General features: G+C 62.8%; 13 protein-coding genes. 9 read left to right on the plus strand and 4 right to left on the minus strand.

Features of this window, described 5'->3' with window-relative positions:
• Window positions 1-133 precede the first annotated feature (133 nt).
• A complete protein-coding gene (locus tag AC1MEK_RS05865) occupies window positions 134-1507 on the plus strand; it encodes an MFS transporter (RefSeq protein WP_480395330.1) in 1374 nt (457 codons plus the stop codon).
• An 11-nt stretch (window positions 1508-1518) separates the two neighbouring features.
• On the plus strand, window positions 1519-3072 hold the full coding sequence (garD, locus tag AC1MEK_RS05870; RefSeq protein WP_480395331.1) for a galactarate dehydratase: 1554 nt from the start codon (window positions 1519-1521) through the stop codon (window positions 3070-3072).
• Window positions 3073-3255: 183 nt separating this feature from the next.
• Here garD and AC1MEK_RS05875 read toward each other — a convergent pair whose 3' ends face one another.
• Window positions 3256-4260, minus strand: coding sequence for a ketopantoate reductase family protein (locus tag AC1MEK_RS05875; protein ID WP_480395332.1), 1005 nt, complete (start codon window positions 4258-4260; stop codon window positions 3256-3258).
• Between the two features lie 276 nt (window positions 4261-4536).
• Here AC1MEK_RS05875 and AC1MEK_RS05880 point away from each other — a divergent pair, with 276 nt between their 5' ends.
• On the plus strand, window positions 4537-5754 hold the full coding sequence (locus tag AC1MEK_RS05880) for a zinc-dependent alcohol dehydrogenase (protein ID WP_480395333.1): 1218 nt from the start codon (window positions 4537-4539) through the stop codon (window positions 5752-5754).
• 196 nt (window positions 5755-5950) lie between these two features.
• A complete protein-coding gene (locus AC1MEK_RS05885) occupies window positions 5951-6952 on the plus strand; it encodes a GlxA family transcriptional regulator (protein ID WP_480395334.1) in 1002 nt (333 codons plus the stop codon).
• Window positions 6953-6959: 7 nt separating this feature from the next.
• On the opposite strand, the gene AC1MEK_RS05890 is transcribed toward AC1MEK_RS05885, so the two are convergent.
• Window positions 6960-7640 carry a nitroreductase gene (locus tag AC1MEK_RS05890; protein WP_480395335.1) on the minus strand — a complete coding sequence of 227 codons (681 nt, stop codon included), beginning with the start codon at window positions 7638-7640 and terminating at the stop codon, window positions 6960-6962.
• 343 nt (window positions 7641-7983) lie between these two features.
• On the opposite strand from AC1MEK_RS05890, the gene AC1MEK_RS05895 reads away from it, so the two are divergent.
• From AC1MEK_RS05895 to AC1MEK_RS05915, 5 genes are all read left to right on the plus strand, one after another.
• Window positions 7984-9183, plus strand: coding sequence for an NAD(P)/FAD-dependent oxidoreductase (locus AC1MEK_RS05895; protein WP_480395336.1), 1200 nt, complete (start codon window positions 7984-7986; stop codon window positions 9181-9183).
• Between the two features lie 69 nt (window positions 9184-9252).
• Entirely contained in the window at window positions 9253-10698 is a 1446-nt protein-coding gene (locus AC1MEK_RS05900; protein ID WP_480395337.1) for a mechanosensitive ion channel domain-containing protein, read from the plus strand.
• 100 nt (window positions 10699-10798) lie between these two features.
• Window positions 10799-11449: a response regulator transcription factor gene (locus tag AC1MEK_RS05905; protein WP_480395338.1), complete on the plus strand. Its 651-nt coding sequence runs from the start codon at window positions 10799-10801 to the stop codon at window positions 11447-11449.
• Between the two features lie 95 nt (window positions 11450-11544).
• The gene (locus AC1MEK_RS05910; protein WP_480395339.1) at window positions 11545-11922 is read left to right on the plus strand and encodes a response regulator transcription factor; all 378 of its coding nucleotides are present in this window, start codon (window positions 11545-11547) and stop codon (window positions 11920-11922) included.
• 111 nt (window positions 11923-12033) lie between these two features.
• Window positions 12034-13611 carry a sensor histidine kinase gene (locus AC1MEK_RS05915; protein WP_480395340.1) on the plus strand — a complete coding sequence of 526 codons (1578 nt, stop codon included), beginning with the start codon at window positions 12034-12036 and terminating at the stop codon, window positions 13609-13611.
• Here the strand turns inward: AC1MEK_RS05915 and AC1MEK_RS05920 are convergent.
• Together AC1MEK_RS05920 and AC1MEK_RS05925 are read right to left on the minus strand one after the other, a co-directional pair.
• Window positions 13559-14329 (minus strand): alpha/beta hydrolase family protein, encoded by a 771-nt coding sequence (locus tag AC1MEK_RS05920; RefSeq protein ID WP_480395341.1) that lies wholly within the window; start codon window positions 14327-14329, stop codon window positions 13559-13561. The two genes, AC1MEK_RS05915 and AC1MEK_RS05920, sit on opposite strands and share 53 nt — an antisense overlap.
• Window positions 14313-15434 carry a DUF3182 family protein gene (locus AC1MEK_RS05925; protein ID WP_480395342.1) on the minus strand — a complete coding sequence of 374 codons (1122 nt, stop codon included), beginning with the start codon at window positions 15432-15434 and terminating at the stop codon, window positions 14313-14315. The genes AC1MEK_RS05920 and AC1MEK_RS05925 overlap by 17 nt, the downstream gene beginning before the upstream one ends.
• Between the last annotated feature and the right edge of the window lie 90 nt (window positions 15435-15524).

Raw genomic sequence — 15524 nt, forward strand, 5'->3', positions numbered from 1 at the left:
CCTAGGCGTCACCCGTGGCAGCACCTTGAGGTCAAGCTTCAATCGCATCTGGATTTAGGGGCAGAGGCGAGCAGCACACACATAAAAGATCGTTTTACCCGCGCAAAAAAATAATTAGTGGGAGTTTCGAACAATGCAAAAAACCAAGCCGACTCACGTCCGCTATTTGATCCTGCTCATGCTGTTTCTGGTGACCACGATCAACTACGCCGACCGCGCCACCATCGCCATTGCCGGCTCCAGCCTGCAAAAGAGCCTTGGCATCGACGCAGTAACCCTCGGATACATCTTCTCCGCCTTTGGCTGGGCCTACGTGGCCGGTCAGATTCCCGGCGGCTGGCTGCTGGACCGCTTCGGCTCGAAGAAGATCTACGCGCTGAGCATCTTCACCTGGTCGCTGTTCACCGTGCTGCAAGGCTATGTCGGTGAATTCGGTCTCTCCACCGCTATCGTCGCGCTGTTCATGCTGCGCTTTTTGGTGGGCCTGGCTGAAGCGCCGTCCTTCCCCGGTAACGCGCGCATCGTCGCGGCCTGGTTCCCGACCTCCGAGCGCGGCACGGCCTCGGCGATCTTCAACTCGGCGCAATACTTCGCCACCGTTCTGTTCGCCCCGATCATGGGCTGGATCGTCTTCACCTTCGGCTGGCAGCATGTGTTTGTCGTCATGGGCGGCGTGGGCATCGTGTTCTCGCTGATCTGGCTGAAAGTCATCCACAGCCCACGCAACCATCCGATGATCAACAAGGCCGAACTGGACCACATCGCCAACAACGGCGGCATGGTCGACATGGATTCGGACGGCAAGGGCAAGAAGGCTGGCGGCCCGAAATGGGACTATGTTCGCCAGTTGCTGACCAACCGCATGATGCTGGGTATCTACTTGGCGCAGTACTGCATCAACGGCATCACCTACTTCTTCCTGACCTGGTTCCCGGTGTACCTGGTGCAGGAACGCGGCATGACCATTCTCAAGGCCGGTTTCATCGCCTCGTTGCCGGCGATCTGCGGCTTCGTCGGCGGCGTGCTCGGCGGGATCATCTCCGACTGGCTGCTGCGTCGCGGCAACTCGCTGACCTTCTCGCGCAAGGTGCCGATCATTGGCGGCCTGTTGCTGTCGACTTCCATCGTCACCTGCAACTACGTGGATATCGAATGGGTCGTGGTGGGCTTCATGGCACTGGCCTTCTTCGGCAAGGGCGTGGGCGCACTGGGCTGGGCAGTCATGTCCGACGCCTCGCCGAAACAAATCGCCGGTTTGAGCGGCGGTCTGTTCAACATGTTCGGTAACATCGCGTCGATCACCACGCCGATCGTCATCGGCTACATCATCAGCTCCACCGGCTCGTTCAAGTGGGCGCTGGTGTTCGTCGGCGCCAACGCGCTGGTGGCCGTGATCAGCTACGTGTTCATCGTGGGCGAGATCAAACGCGTGGAATTGAAGGACACCCCGGCGCTGGGTGAAAAGCCTGTCAGCGAAGCAGGCGAAGTCTCTCAAGCAAAAATTTGAGGAAAACCGTGATGAACTTGATTCAACATGCCGACTCGCCGCGTTACATCCGCTTGCATGAGCGCGATAACGTTGTCGTCGTGGTCAATGACCAGGGCGTTCCGGCGGGGACTGAATTCGACAATGGCCTGGTGACGATTGATAACGTGCCCCAGAGCCACAAGGTCAACACCGTGGACATCCCCGAGGGCGGGGAAGTGATCCGTTACGGGCAGACCATCGGTTATGCCCTCAAGCCGATCCCGCGCGGCAGTTGGGTCAAGGAAGATCAGTTGCGCATGCCTAGCGCACCGCCGCTGGACAGCCTGCCGCTGTCCACCGAAGTGCCGGGCCGTGGCGAGCCGCTGGAAGGTTTTACCTTCGAAGGCTATCGCAACGCCGACGGCACCGTCGGCACGCGCAACATTCTGGGCATCACCACCACGGTGCAGTGCGTCACTGGCGTGCTGGACTTTGCCGTCAAGCGCATCCGCGAAGAACTGCTGCCCAAATACCCGAACGTCGATGACGTGGTCGCCATCACCCACACCTACGGCTGTGGCGTGGCGATCACCGCCAAGGACGCGTACATCCCGATCCGCACCGTGCGCAACCTGGCGCGCAACCCGAACCTGGGTGGCGAAGCGCTGGTGATCGGCCTGGGTTGCGAGAAGCTGCAGGCCGAGCAGGTGATGCATCAGAACGACCCGTCGGTCGACCTCAGCGATGAGTGGATGTACCGCCTGCAGGATTCCAAGCAAGGCTTCAACGAAATGATCGAGCAGATCATGGAGCTGGCCGAAGTGCGCCTGAAGAAGCTCGACCAGCGCCGTCGCGAAACGGTGCCGGCCTCCGAGCTGATCCTGGGCATGCAGTGCGGTGGCAGTGATGCCTTTTCCGGCATCACCGCCAACCCGGCGCTGGGCTACGCCTCGGACCTGCTGTTGCGCGCTGGCGCGACCGTGATGTTCTCGGAAGTGACCGAAGTGCGCGATGCGATCTACCTGCTCACCTCCCGCGCCGAAACCACGCAAGTGGCCGAGGAACTGGTGCGCGAGATGGACTGGTACGACCGGTACCTGGCCAAGGGCGAAGCGGACCGCAGTGCAAACACCACGCCGGGCAACAAGAAGGGCGGGTTGTCGAACATTGTCGAGAAATCCCTGGGATCGATCGTCAAATCCGGCAACAGCGCGATCAACGGCGTGCTCGGCCCTGGCGAGCGGGTCACGCGCAAAGGCCTGATCTTCTGCGCCACGCCGGCCAGTGACTTCGTCTGCGGCACGCTGCAACTGGCGGCGGGCATGAACCTGCACGTGTTCACCACCGGGCGCGGCACGCCGTACGGCCTGGCGATGTCACCGGTGGTCAAGGTCTCGACCCGCACCGAACTGGCTCACCGCTGGCCTGATCTGATCGACGTCGATGCCGGGCGCATCGCCACCGGTCGTGCCAGCATCGAAGAGCTGGGCTGGGAGCTGTTCCATTTCTATCTCGACGTCGCCAGCGGCAAGAAGAAGACCTGGACCGAGCACTATCGCCTGCACAACGACATCACCCTGTTCAACCCGGCGCCGATTACCTAATTCGTAGGCCCTCTGCGCGGAGCCTGTTTTGTGGGTGACGCACAGAACTGTGGGAGTGAGCTTGCTCACGAAGAGGTCCTGCCAGTCACTGCAGATGTGACCGTGCTGCCGCATTCGTGAGCAAGCTCACTCCCACAGGGATTTGGATTCGGCAGCAAAATCGGGTTGTTTTCAGCCCTTGAATCAATGCCGCGCATGTTCCTTATGGTGCGGATGCTCCCCGCAAAACCGTGCCAGGGTCAGCACCATCCGGGTGATCGGCATGGGGATGCTCACCTTCGCCGCCAGCTCCAGCACCGCATCGCCAATCGCCGCCAGTTCCAGCGGCAGGCCCTTGTCGAAATCCTGCAGCATCGAGGTGCGCACTGGCCCCATGCTGGCGCCGAACTGCATGAAGGTCGTGGGCTCCATGCTCAGTTTCGCGTCATAGGCAGCTGCCACTTGCATGGCCTCGTTGAAGGTTGCCAGCGCCAGCTCGCGCATGTCCGGCAGGCCGTAGATCTGCTCCAGGGTCGCGCCGGTCACCACTGACACCGGGTTGGACGTCAGGTTGGCGATGATCTTGGTCCACAGCTGATCGCGAATCCGGTCGGTGCCCTGGGCTTCGATACCGGCGCTTTCGATCAACTGCACCAGGCTCTGCAGGCGCGGCGTCAGTTGATTGTTCAACTCCCCGAAAATGATGCGATACGGATTGTGGGTCTTGACCACCGCAGGCGCCGAGCTTTGCGCGGTGATGAACACCACGCAGCCGATGACCTTGTGCAGGTCCAGGGTGTCGGTAATGCGGCTGTCAGGGTCGACGGTTTCCACGCGATGGCCGTCGAACTGGCCGCCTTCACCATGGAAATACCACCAGGGCACGCCGTTGATCACCGGCACCACCACGGTATTGGGGCCGATCAGCGGGCGGATGTTCGGCAGCAGGCCGCTGAGCGAAGGGGCCTTGGTGCAGAGGAACAACAGGTCCTGTTCGCCCAGGGTTTCGGCGTTGTCGCTGGCGTTGACCTGCACATGGTGGCGGCCCTGCAAGTCCTGCAGGTGAATGCCGTTGCGTTGCAGCGCAGCGAGTGTGCGGCCTCGGGCGAAGACGTTGACCGGGCGCCCGCTCAGCGCAATGCGCGCGGCCAGCGTACAGCCGATGGCGCCCGCGCCGGCGATGCAGATGCGCATGGGGGAGGAACTCATGGGGGGACTCCGAACACTACGAGAACTGCGAGCACTATCACCTGAATCGCTGGAATCTGCACCTGTCGCAGGTAGCCCCCGTAGCAGCACGGCTTGCCGGCGGGTCGGTCTGTCTGTAACGAATGCATCGCCCGACACACCGCCCCGCCGGCAAGCCGTGCTGCTACGCAAGCGTCTGGTGTCCGCTGGTCACCTGTGATGTAGCCGCCTGAACTTCACCAAGGCCGCACCTATCCTTATTCCATGCATTCCGGCCTGCCAGACAAGGAGAAGTTCATGCGCGCACTGACCTACCACGGTGCCCACGACGTACGGGTGGAGACCGTTGCCGACCCGATGATCCAGGAGCCCGACGACGTGCTGCTGAAGGTGACGGCCACTGCCATTTGCGGCTCTGACCTGCACCTGTATCGCGGCAAGATCCCCGCCACCGAGCAGGGCGATATCTTCGGTCATGAATTCATGGGCATCGTCGAAGAGGTCGGCCCCGAAGTCACGGCGGTCAAGCCGGGCGACCGGGTAGTGATTCCGTTCGTGATCGCCTGTGGCAGTTGTTTCTTCTGTCAGATGCAGGCATTTGCCGCATGCGAAACCACCAACACCGGACGTGGGGCGATTCTCAACAAGAAGTCCATCGCCCCCGGCGCCGCGCTGTTCGGTTACAGCCATCTGTACGGTGGCGTGCCGGGCGGGCAGGCCGAATACGTGCGGGTGCCTAAGGGTAACGTCGGGCCGTTCAAGGTGCCGGGCACACTGGCCGACGAGAAGGTACTGTTTCTCTCCGACATCCTGCCCACCGCCTGGCAGGCGGTGCTCAATGCCGGTGTCGGCCCGGGGTCGAGCCTGGCGATCTATGGCGCAGGCCCTGTCGGATTACTCAGCGCGGCCTGCGCGAAAATGCTCGGCGCCGAGCAGATATTTATCGTCGATCACCACGCTTACCGGCTGGCCTACGCGCAGTTCACCTATGGCGCGATCCCGGTCAACTTCGATGAGGATGACGACCCGGCGGACACCATCATTCGCCAGACCTCCGGCATGCGCGGCGTCGATGCGGTGATCGACGCCGTGGGCTTCGAGGCCAAGGGCAGCACCACCGAGACCATCCTCGCGACCCTCAAGCTGGAAGGCAGCAGCGGCAAGGCCCTCAGGCAATGCATCGCCGCAGTGCGCCGGGGCGGCACGGTCAGCGTGCCGGGTGTCTATTCCGGGTTCATTCATGGCTTCATGTTCGGCGATGCGTTCGACAAGGGCCTGACCTTCAAGATGGGCCAGACTCACGTGCACCGCTACCTGCCTGAACTGCTCAGCCTGATCGAACAAGGCGCGCTGGCGCCGGAGGCGATCATCACCCATCGCCTGTCGCTGGAGGAGGCCTCCGAAGGCTATGCGATCTTCGACAAGCGCGAGCAGGATTGCCGCAAGATCATCCTCACGCCGGGGTTTGATAGTCGGGTGGATGCGACGGCTGATATGCCACCGATAGACGCCTGAGGAGCGTAGCAGCCGGGCTTGCCCGCGGGAGCGGTGTGTCAGGCGACATCTGTGTCACAGACAGATCGCTCCCGCCGGCAAGCCGTGCTGCTACGCAGGTGTGAGATTCGGCGGCGAGCCCGCAAGCGGGCGATGAAACGCAGTGGAGCCGAGCAGCGCCGCTTGGCATAATTGCCGCTTTCCGAGGATTGCGGCCATGTCCAACTCCGCGTTCGCGCCGTCCAGCCAGCCCCGTACCGTCGTGTTTCTGGCCTACCCGCAGATGGGCCTGCTGGATCTGACCGGCGCGCAGACGGTGTTCTGGGCCGCCACCAAAGCCATGCACAAGCGCGGCCTGGCTGGCTACGATCGGCCGACCGTGAGCCTTGCCGGCGGCCTGACCCTCACTGCCGAAGGCGTACAGGTCAACGCCGAGGACCTGTCCTCGCTGGCAGGCCGGGTGGTCGACACCGTGATCGTCCCGGGCGCGCCGGAAATCCTTCAGGCGCTGGAAAACAACCCCGACACCATCGCCTGGCTGCGTGAAATCGCGCCTCACGCTCGGCGCATGGCGTCAGTGTGCAGTGGCGCCTTTCTGCTGGCCCAGGCGGGGCTGCTCGGCGAGAAACGGGTGGCAACGCACTGGGCCATGTGCGACATGCTCAAGTCGCGCTTTCCGACGGTCGATGTCGACCAGGATGCGATCTTCATTCAGCAAGGTACGGTCTGGACCTCGGCCGGGGTGACTGCCGGGATCGACCTGGCGCTGGCGCTGGTGGAAGCCGACTGCGGGCGCGAGGTGGCCATGGAGGTGGCGCGCGAGCTGGTGGTGTTCATGAAGCGCCCGGGCGGCCAGTCGCAGTTCAGCACCATGCTGCAGGCGCAGATGCAGGACGGCGACGTGTTCGCCGATTTCCATCTGTGGCTGACGCGCAACCTGCACCGCGCCGAGCTCGACGTCGAGCAACTGGCCCAGCAGGCCAACATGAGCGCGCGTAACTTCAGCCGCGTGTACAAGCTCAAGACCGGTCGCAGCCCGGCCAAGGCACTGGAGTTCTTCCGCCTGGAGGCCGCGCGGCGCATGCTCGAGGATTCCGACCGGCATATCGATCAGGTGGCCCACGAGTGCGGCTTTGGCGATGAAGAGCGGATGCGCGTCACCTTCCATCGCAACCTGGCCATCTCGCCGCGGGACTACCGTAGCCGCTTCTCGCGCTGAGCCTCGCTCAACTGCGGAAGCTGACCACCTCGTCCAGCCCGGCACGGGGTACGTTCATGCGGTTTTCCGACTGTTGGTTGTCCGCCCAGCCCATGGCCATGCCGGCGATGACCATGGCGTTTTCATCCAGTTGCAATTCCTGGCGCAGAAACCGGTGCTGCAGCGACCAGATCTGTTGCGCGCAGGTGTCGAGCATCCGCGCTTTTGCCGCCAGCATGATGTTCTGCAAAAACGCGCCATAGCAGATGAAGCTCGCCCGTTCGAGGCGGCGGTCCATGGTGAAGATGATGCCGACCGGCGCATCGAAGAAGCGGAACTGCTTTTCGATGTTGATGCCGCGGGCCAGTTTGTCTTCCCGCGGGCTGTTCTGCGCGGCGCCCAGTTGCTGGCGGAAGGCGGTGGTCCGGGCGTCATGGGGTGGCGGCATCTGCTCGGGGAAGAACGGGTATTCCGGCGCCAGGCTTTGCGGGGCACTGAGGTACCGGTCGACGGCGCCAGTAGTGACCTGCTTCAGGGCCTCGCCGGTCAGCACGATGCACCGCCAGGGCTGGCTGTTGCTGGAGCTGGGCGCGGACGTGGCGACGGCCAGAATCTCTCGCACGGTTTCCAGCGGCACGGGCTCATCGAGATACCCGCGTTTGGAACGTCGCTCGCGGATCAGGGCATCGATTTCAAACGGGGCGTTCATCTAAGCGAGTACTCGGCAAGGGTGTGATCGGATGTAGAAGCTGGCAACTCTAGCCTGCTCTTTGTAGGTTGCCCAGTGTCTTTAATCTCCGTCGTTAATACTCGCTTTATAAGAATGAAAACGTCTAAGAAGTGACTGGAAAGTCACACCAAAGTTATCGCTCGCGGATAAAACCGTGCCAGAAAGCACAGCGCCGATTCGATATATACCCAAGTATGAGTGGCTACAGCTTTGGCGTTATTTTCCCCAACGTTTGCAGCACTGACAGCGCATCGGCCGCCCCTTAAAGTGTGCAGGACTCCTCGCCAATGCGAGCACTTTGACTGCCAACCTGGAGAACAACATGAGCCAACATATCCTGGTACTCGGCGCCGGTTTCGCGGGCGTCTGGAGTGCGCTGGGCGCTGCCCGCAAACTTGATCTGGAAAAAAACGCCGACGTTAAAATCACCGTGTTGGCGCCCCAGGCCGAGTTGCGTATCCGTCCGCGCTTTTATGAATCCAACGTGCATGAAATGAAGGCGCCACTGGCCGAGTTGTTCGCCGCCACCGGCATCGAGTTCGTTAAAGGCTCTGCCGAAAACATCGACGTTCAGAGCAAGCGCGTGCAGTACGTGACCGCCCAGGGCGTGCAATCCTGGTTGAAATACGACCGGCTGGTGCTGGCCACCGGCAGCGCCTTGAATCGTCCGGCGCTTGAAGGCGTGCATGAGTTCGCGTTCGATGTCGACACCATCGAGTCGGCCGCGCGCCTGGAACAACACATCAAGGGCCTGTCGCAATTGCCGGATTCGGCTGCGCGCAACACCGTCGTGGTCTGCGGTGGCGGCTTCACCGGCATCGAAACCGCCACTGAAATGCCGGCCCGTCTGCGTGAAGTGCTGGGTGCCGACGCCAAGGTGCGGGTGATCGTGGTCGACCGCGGTGCCACCATCGGCGCGGCTTTCGGCGAAGGCATCAGCCCGTCGATCGTCGAGGCCTGCGCGCACATGAACATCGAGTGGCGGCTGGGCGCGACTGTCGCCAAGGTCGACGCCAACGGTGTGACCCTGGCCGATGGCGAGCACATCGAAGCCAGCACCGTGATCTGGACCGTGGGCTTCCTGGCCAGCCCGCTCACCCGGCAGATCGCTGGCGAGCTGGATCGTCAGGGCCGTCTGTTCGTCGATGAAAACCTCAAGGTGGTCGGCCAGGACGCGGTGTACGCAGCGGGCGACGTGGCCTACGCCGCGTGCGATGACGTCGGCAACTTCGCCGCCATGTCCTGCCAGCACGCGATCCCCCTGGGCCGCCATGCCGGCAATAACGTGGTCGCCGATCTGCTGGGTGTCGAGCCGCGTCCGTACAGCCAACCCAAATACGTCACCTGCCTGGATCTGGGCGAGTGGGGCGCGGTGTACACCGAGGGCTGGGATCGCCAGGTCAAGCTGATCCGCGAGGAGGCCAAGGAGTTGAAGAAGAACATCAACTCGGTGTGGATCTATCCGCCGCTGGACCGCGCCTCGGCACTGGCCGCCGCGGATCCGTCGATCCCTGTCGCATAAACATCGCGCATCATCCTTTGCCTGTTCCGGCCCTGCGGAACAGGCTTTTTTTGTTGGCATGGAGCAACCATGTTCGCCATCTCGCAGGCAGGTTCCCTGATCCTCGGCTTCGCGGTGCTGGCCGTGGACCTGCTGGCCTGGCACCTCACCGACCCGCTGCGCAAACGCCAGCGCATGCTGGTGCGCATGACGATGTTCGTGCTCTTCACCTGGCTGCTGGTGGCCTACGACATCAGCCCGCTGCAACCCTCGCCCTGGCCCGACGATGTCACGCTCAACCTGCTCAGCACCTTGCTGGCGGTGGTGTGGTGGGTGTTCGCCGCGCGCATGCTGACGGTGGCCATCAATGCGATGTTCTTTCGCCGGGCCGACCATGGCGGGCGCTTGGTCCAGGACATCGTCAGCGCCGGGGTTTTCCTGGCGGCCGGGGTGGCGGCTGCTGGCTACGTGATGCAGTTGCCGGTCAAAGGATTGCTGGCCACGTCCGGCGGCATGGCGATCGTCGCGGGCCTGGCCCTGCGCAGTACCTTGAGCGACCTGTTCAGCGGCGTGGTGCTCAACACCACCAAGCCGTATCAGGTCGACGACTACGTGCAGATCGGCAGCCTGGAAGGCAAGGTCATCGACATCGACTGGCGGGCCACGCACCTGATGACCTCACAGGGCAGCATGGCGGTCATCCCCAACGCCGTCGTGGCCAATGCGCAGCTGCTCAATTTCAGCCGGCCGGCGGACATGCACGGCGTCTCGGTGATCCTGCAAGTGCCATCGCGGGTTCGCCCGGGCCGCGTCATCGAAGCCCTCGAACGAGCGATGCAGGGCACCCGCCAGCTCCTGGCGACGCCCGCCCCCAAGGCCTTCGTCAAGGCTTCGACCCTGGAGTACCGCGAGTACGAAGTCCGCGGTTTCATTGCGTCGATGGCGCAGCGCTACGAGGTGTGCAACCAGCTCTCTGATTTGGCCCACCGTCACCTGGAGGCCGCTGGCGTGCTGCTGGGCAGTGACACCCAGGCTGAACCTGCCCAGGGCTGGAGCCGACAGCGATTGCTGCTCGAAGACGTCAGGATTTTCCGCTCGATGAGTCGGGATATTCGCGATCAACTGGCCCAGAGCATGATCGCGGTCGAGTACGCGGCCGATCAGGTGGTGCTGGATCTGAATGAGGTGTCCAGTCAATTGATGGTGATCAGCACCGGGGTGATTTCGCTGTCCATGCACAACGGCGAATGTCTGGTCGAGGCCTCGCGCATGGGGCCGGGCGAGGTGCTGGGCGAAGAGGGCGTGCTGGCCGGCGCACCGTCTCGCGGGCATTTCAGGTGCATCAGCAGTTGCGTGATCTTTCGCATCGACGAAAGCGTTCTGCATCAGCATTTGCAGCAGGGCGGCGAGCTGCAGGTGGCCTTGAACAAGTTGCAGTTGTTCCGCCAGGGCGTGCGCCAGTCGCTGTTGCTGCAAAAGCCGGTGGAGATCAAAAAGGGCGGCTTTCTGCGCTGGTTGAAGAGTCCGGTGGCGTGAGAAAAGCTGGCATGAAAACAGGGAAATTTGTCATAGGGCATGGCGGCGGGTGACCTTAGAATTTTGCTCAACCCGTGCTTCGCCACCTTCGAGCCGCCCCATGAGCATTTCTGCGCTGACCAGCAAAACGGACCACGAACCGACCTGGGTCTATGTCGTCGATGATGATCAGCCCTTGCGCGATACCCTGAGCAGCCTGCTGCGTTCGGTGGGCTGGCGGGTGGAGGTGTTCGCCTCGGTCGCCGAGTTTCTCGATTTCAAGCGGCCCGACGTCGCCAGTTGCCTGGTGCTGGACGTGCGCCTGCAGGGCATCAGCGGCCTGGAGTTCCAGAGCGAGCTGGTCAAGGCCCGGGAAACCTTGCCCATCGTTTTCATGACCGGCCACGGCGACATCGCCATGACCGTCAGGGCCATGAAGGCTGGCGCGGTGGATTTTCTCGCCAAACCTTTTCGCGAACAGGATTTGCTCGACGCCGTCGCGCTGGCCCTGGCCAAAGACGTCCAGCAGCGCGAGAGTCGCAAGGGGCAGCTCGACCTGCGCCGCAGGTTCGCCACCCTGAGTGCCCGCGAGCAAGACGTGATGGGGCTGGCGGCCTCAGGCCTGATGAACAAGCAGATCGCCGGCCAGCTGTGCCTGAGCGAAATCACGGTGAAGATTCACCGCGCCAACGTCATGCGCAAGATGCTGGCCAAGACTTTCGCTGATCTGGTGCGCATGGCCCAGGCGCTGCAGGCGCAGGGGGAGAAATAATATACCCATGTATGATTAAGCCGCGCGGCGCAGGGCGTATGGTGTGTTGGACAGAGTCAAGGGACTCCGCCGTCCAACATTAGAAGGTGTACGAATTGTTCACCCGACCCAACCTCGCCATTGTCGATGACGACTGCAATGTTCTGCTCTCGCTCGACAGCCTCCTGCGCGCCTGTGGATATGGCGTCCAGCTGTTCGACAGCGCGGAAAAACTGCTCGCCTGCAGCACGCTGCCCAGCCTCAGTTGCATGGTCTCGGATATCCAGATGCCGGGTATGAACGGGCTGCTGATGTACCAGCAGCTTCTGGCCCAGGGCTACTCGATTCCGATCATTTTCATCACCGCGTCCAGTGATCCGGTTTCGCGTCGCTCTGCAGAAAAACTCGGCGCCTACGGCTACCTGGCCAAGCCCTTTGACAGTGAAATGCTGATCGAAAGCATCGAGGGCGCTATCCGTTCTGCGGGTCGGTGAACCGGGTTTTCAATGGCCGGATTTCAGGGTTTGTTGGCTTGTTCAATCAGGCCGGTCAGCGTTTAGACTGCTGTTCTCCAACGCCGGGTTGATAAGGGAGGGTGCAGGCGCATGAGCATCCCAGGGTCTACCAGCAAGAACAAATACGACCGCTTCGCTTCGCCGTCCTGCTTCGACTCGCGGCAGGCCGATGGCGGCGCGTCCGTGCGTCAGCCGCTGATCGAAGTCAGCAAGAAGCGCTACGAGCAGTGGCTGGTCTGGGGGATCGGCCTGGTGGTGTTCGCAGGCATCGTGATCATCAACACAGCCGCCCATCATCGCGACATCGCCGCGACGATCATTTACCTCACGCTGTTGCTGATGGCCGCCAATGTCTTTTCGATTCGTGTGGTGATCGGCGTGTCGCTGTTCTGCATGGGCATGGTGGTGGCGATGTTCTTCATCGACGAGGGCTACCGCGACTGGGACTCGGTGACCAGCTTCGTGCGCTGCCTCACGGCGCTGTCGGCGATTGCCTTCCTGGCCATGCGCGGCAAGCAGGCCGCCGATACCCTGCGCCAGAACGAGATCTACCTCAGCGGTGCCCAGCGCCTGAGCCAGACCGGCAGCCTGGGCTTCAGCGCCAATTCGGAACAGATGACCTGGTCGAGCGAAACCGCGCGCATCTTCGAGTACCCCCACGACATTCCGGTGACCCGCTCGATGATCCTGGCGCGCACGCCGGTGGAAGAGCATTCGATCGTGCATGACGTATTCGAACGAGCCGGGCGCCATGAGGCGCAGATTGAGGCGCGCCATCGTCTGGTGATGCCGGACGGGCGCATCAAGCACATTCATCTGATCGCGATTCCGATCTTCGCCCAGGACGATCGCTTCGAATATCAGGGCGCGCTGTCGGACATCACCGAGCGGGTGGAGGCCGAAGAGATGCTCTACCGCACCCAGTCGCAGTTGACCCACATCTGCCGCGTGACCACCCTGGGCGAGCTGACCGCGTCCATCGCCCATGAAGTCAAACAGCCGCTGACGGTGATCAACAGCGGCGCCGATGGCTGCCGGCGCTGGCTGGACCGCGCCGAGCCGGACATTCCCGAAGCCCTCGCGGCGTTGCAGCGGATCAAGGACAGCGCCTGGCGTGCCTCCGAGGTGCTGAGCCGGGTGCGCGACCTGTCACGCAAGAGCGACCCGGTGCGCCGCCCCGAGCGCCTGAACGACATCGTCAGGGAAACCCTGGGCGTCGTGCAGCACGAGATCAATCACCACCACATCTCGCCAAAGGTGACGCTCAGCGCGGACAATCTTCCGGTGCTGGCCGACCGCATTCAGTTGCAGCAGGTGATCATCAACCTGCTGATCAACGCCTGTCAGGCCATGAGCGGCCTTGCGCGGCATCAACGCCAGTTGCACATCAGCACCCGGCTCGGTGACAAGGGGGTCATCCTCGAAATCGCCGACTACGGGCCGGGCATCGACCCCGAAGTGCTGCCGTCGCTGTTCAATCCGTTCTTCACCACCAAGGCCAGCGGCCTGGGGATGGGCCTGTCGATCTGCCGCTCGATCATCGACTTTCACGAAGGGCGGATCTGGGCGCAGAACACCGGCAATGGCGCGTCGTTCTTTTTCGCCCTGCCTCTGCTCAGGAATACGCCGCCGAGTGATGGGGGTAGTCCACCAGTCGCGAGCCAATGACCATCTCGCTGATCCAGTCGGTCAGCAAGGTGGTGTAGGCGTGCTGGCTGGTGTCGCTGGACAGCCCATGGTCGGCGCCGTCGAGCAGGCGATAGGTCAGCGAGTGTGCCAGGTCGAACGCGGTCCGGTAGCTCATCAGCGTGGCGTGGGGCACGTAGTCGTCCTGCTCGGACTCCACCAGCAGCACATCGCCCTTGAAGTCCTTGCAGGCGGCCAGTGCGCGGTTGTCGGCGGCGGTGACGGCGGAGCGCCGGTAGTGCGCCAGTTTGTCCCGATCCAGTGCCTGCTTGGGCATGTCCCAGTCCGCATCCCAGTACAGCGCCGGCACCCGAAGCGCCAGCCAGCGCACCGGGCGCATGGCGCTGAGAATCGTCGCCAGATAACCACCGTAACTGCTGCCGATCACCGCGATGGCGTTGTTGTCCACCGCCGGGTGGCTGGCCAGCCGATCGTAGGCGGCGAGCAGGTCTTCCATGCTGTGCTCGCGTGACACCGTGGTGCGCATTTCGTGGGTGCGCTCGTGGCCACGCAAGTCGAAGGTCAGGCACACGCAACCCAAACCCGTGATGTTCCTGGCCCGTGACAGGTCGCGCTGCTGGCTGCCGCCCCAACCGTGGACGAACAGGATGCCGGGCATTTTCGCGCCGGGGGTGAGGATGGTGCCGCTGATGTATTGGTCGCTGACGGAAATATCGATGGTTTCACTGCGTACGGTCATAAGGCTGGACCTGTGTGAATTTACTGATCAGGCCGACGTCGGGATCGTCGCCCTCGTAGAGAACATGGGCGTGGGCGGGCAGGGTGGTCTGCCCGTAGATCTCATGGCTTGAAGCGCCGATCCGCTGCAGTTGCGGGTCGGCGGCGAACGCCACCAGCGCCTCGACCTCGGCCGGGCTGGCGCCGCCGATGCGCCACGATTGCTCCAGCACCCCGGAGCACACCTCGCCGCGCGCGTTGGTGCCGTGGGCGATGTCGTAGTTGCGCCGTGAGGCGAGAAAATCCGGGAAGCAATCCAGCGCGGCCTGTTCGTAGCTCATGGCCTGGAGCACCGAGCGGCGCACGTCTTCCTGCAGATCGAGCTTGAGCAATTCGTCGTACCCGCCGCGCACCAGCCACAGTTGCGAGCCGCCATAGACCTGCTCGCCGTTGTTGTCTTCGGTGAGGCTCTGGGTGCCGTGATAGCTCACGGTCAGCCCGGCAAGCTGCACCTGGCCTACGCTGTAGGTGATCACGTCGCTCAGGTCCTCTTCCAGCACCAGCCCCCATTGCTCGACTTCACTCATGTCCTGGGCGGAGATGGCCTCATCGAGCTGTGCCTCGGAGTTGACCACCACTTGCCCGCGCCCGGCGGTGGCCAGCACCGGCTTGATCCGCACCGGGCCGTCCTTGAGCAGTTGGCGACCGGCGCGCCTGGCGTCCTCTTCGTTGAATACGCTGAAGCCAGTGAGCACGGCATCGGCGGCGTCTTCGAAAAAACGCTCGGACCAGCCATTGGGCCGGGCAGTGGCGTCCTTGAGCAGGGGATGGGAGATGGCCTTGGTGGCCATGAACGGGTAATCGATCAAGCCGCCGAAGAAGTCATCGACGGTACGAATATTCAGCGCATCGCCCGAGTGTTTGCCGATCAGCGTGTCGGACGGGATGTAGTACAGCGAGTGGCCCCGGTGCAGCGCGGGATCGTAAGTACCTGCGAATTCGGCGCCGAGCAACGTGGCGATGCGCTTGGCCAAGGCTTGCTGGACCACGGTTTCGTGGGTCGCCAGTTGCTTGTGGGTGGCCAGCAGAACGACTTCAGACTTTGCAGTGCCGGGTGATCCGCTCATGGGGTCAACTCCCTGTCGGGATTTGCTCAGACCTGTAGGAGCGAATTCATTCGCGATACGTCGGAACATTCGACGCATCGGTGTCGCCTG

Source organism: Pseudomonas sp. 2 (assembly GCF_056627435.1).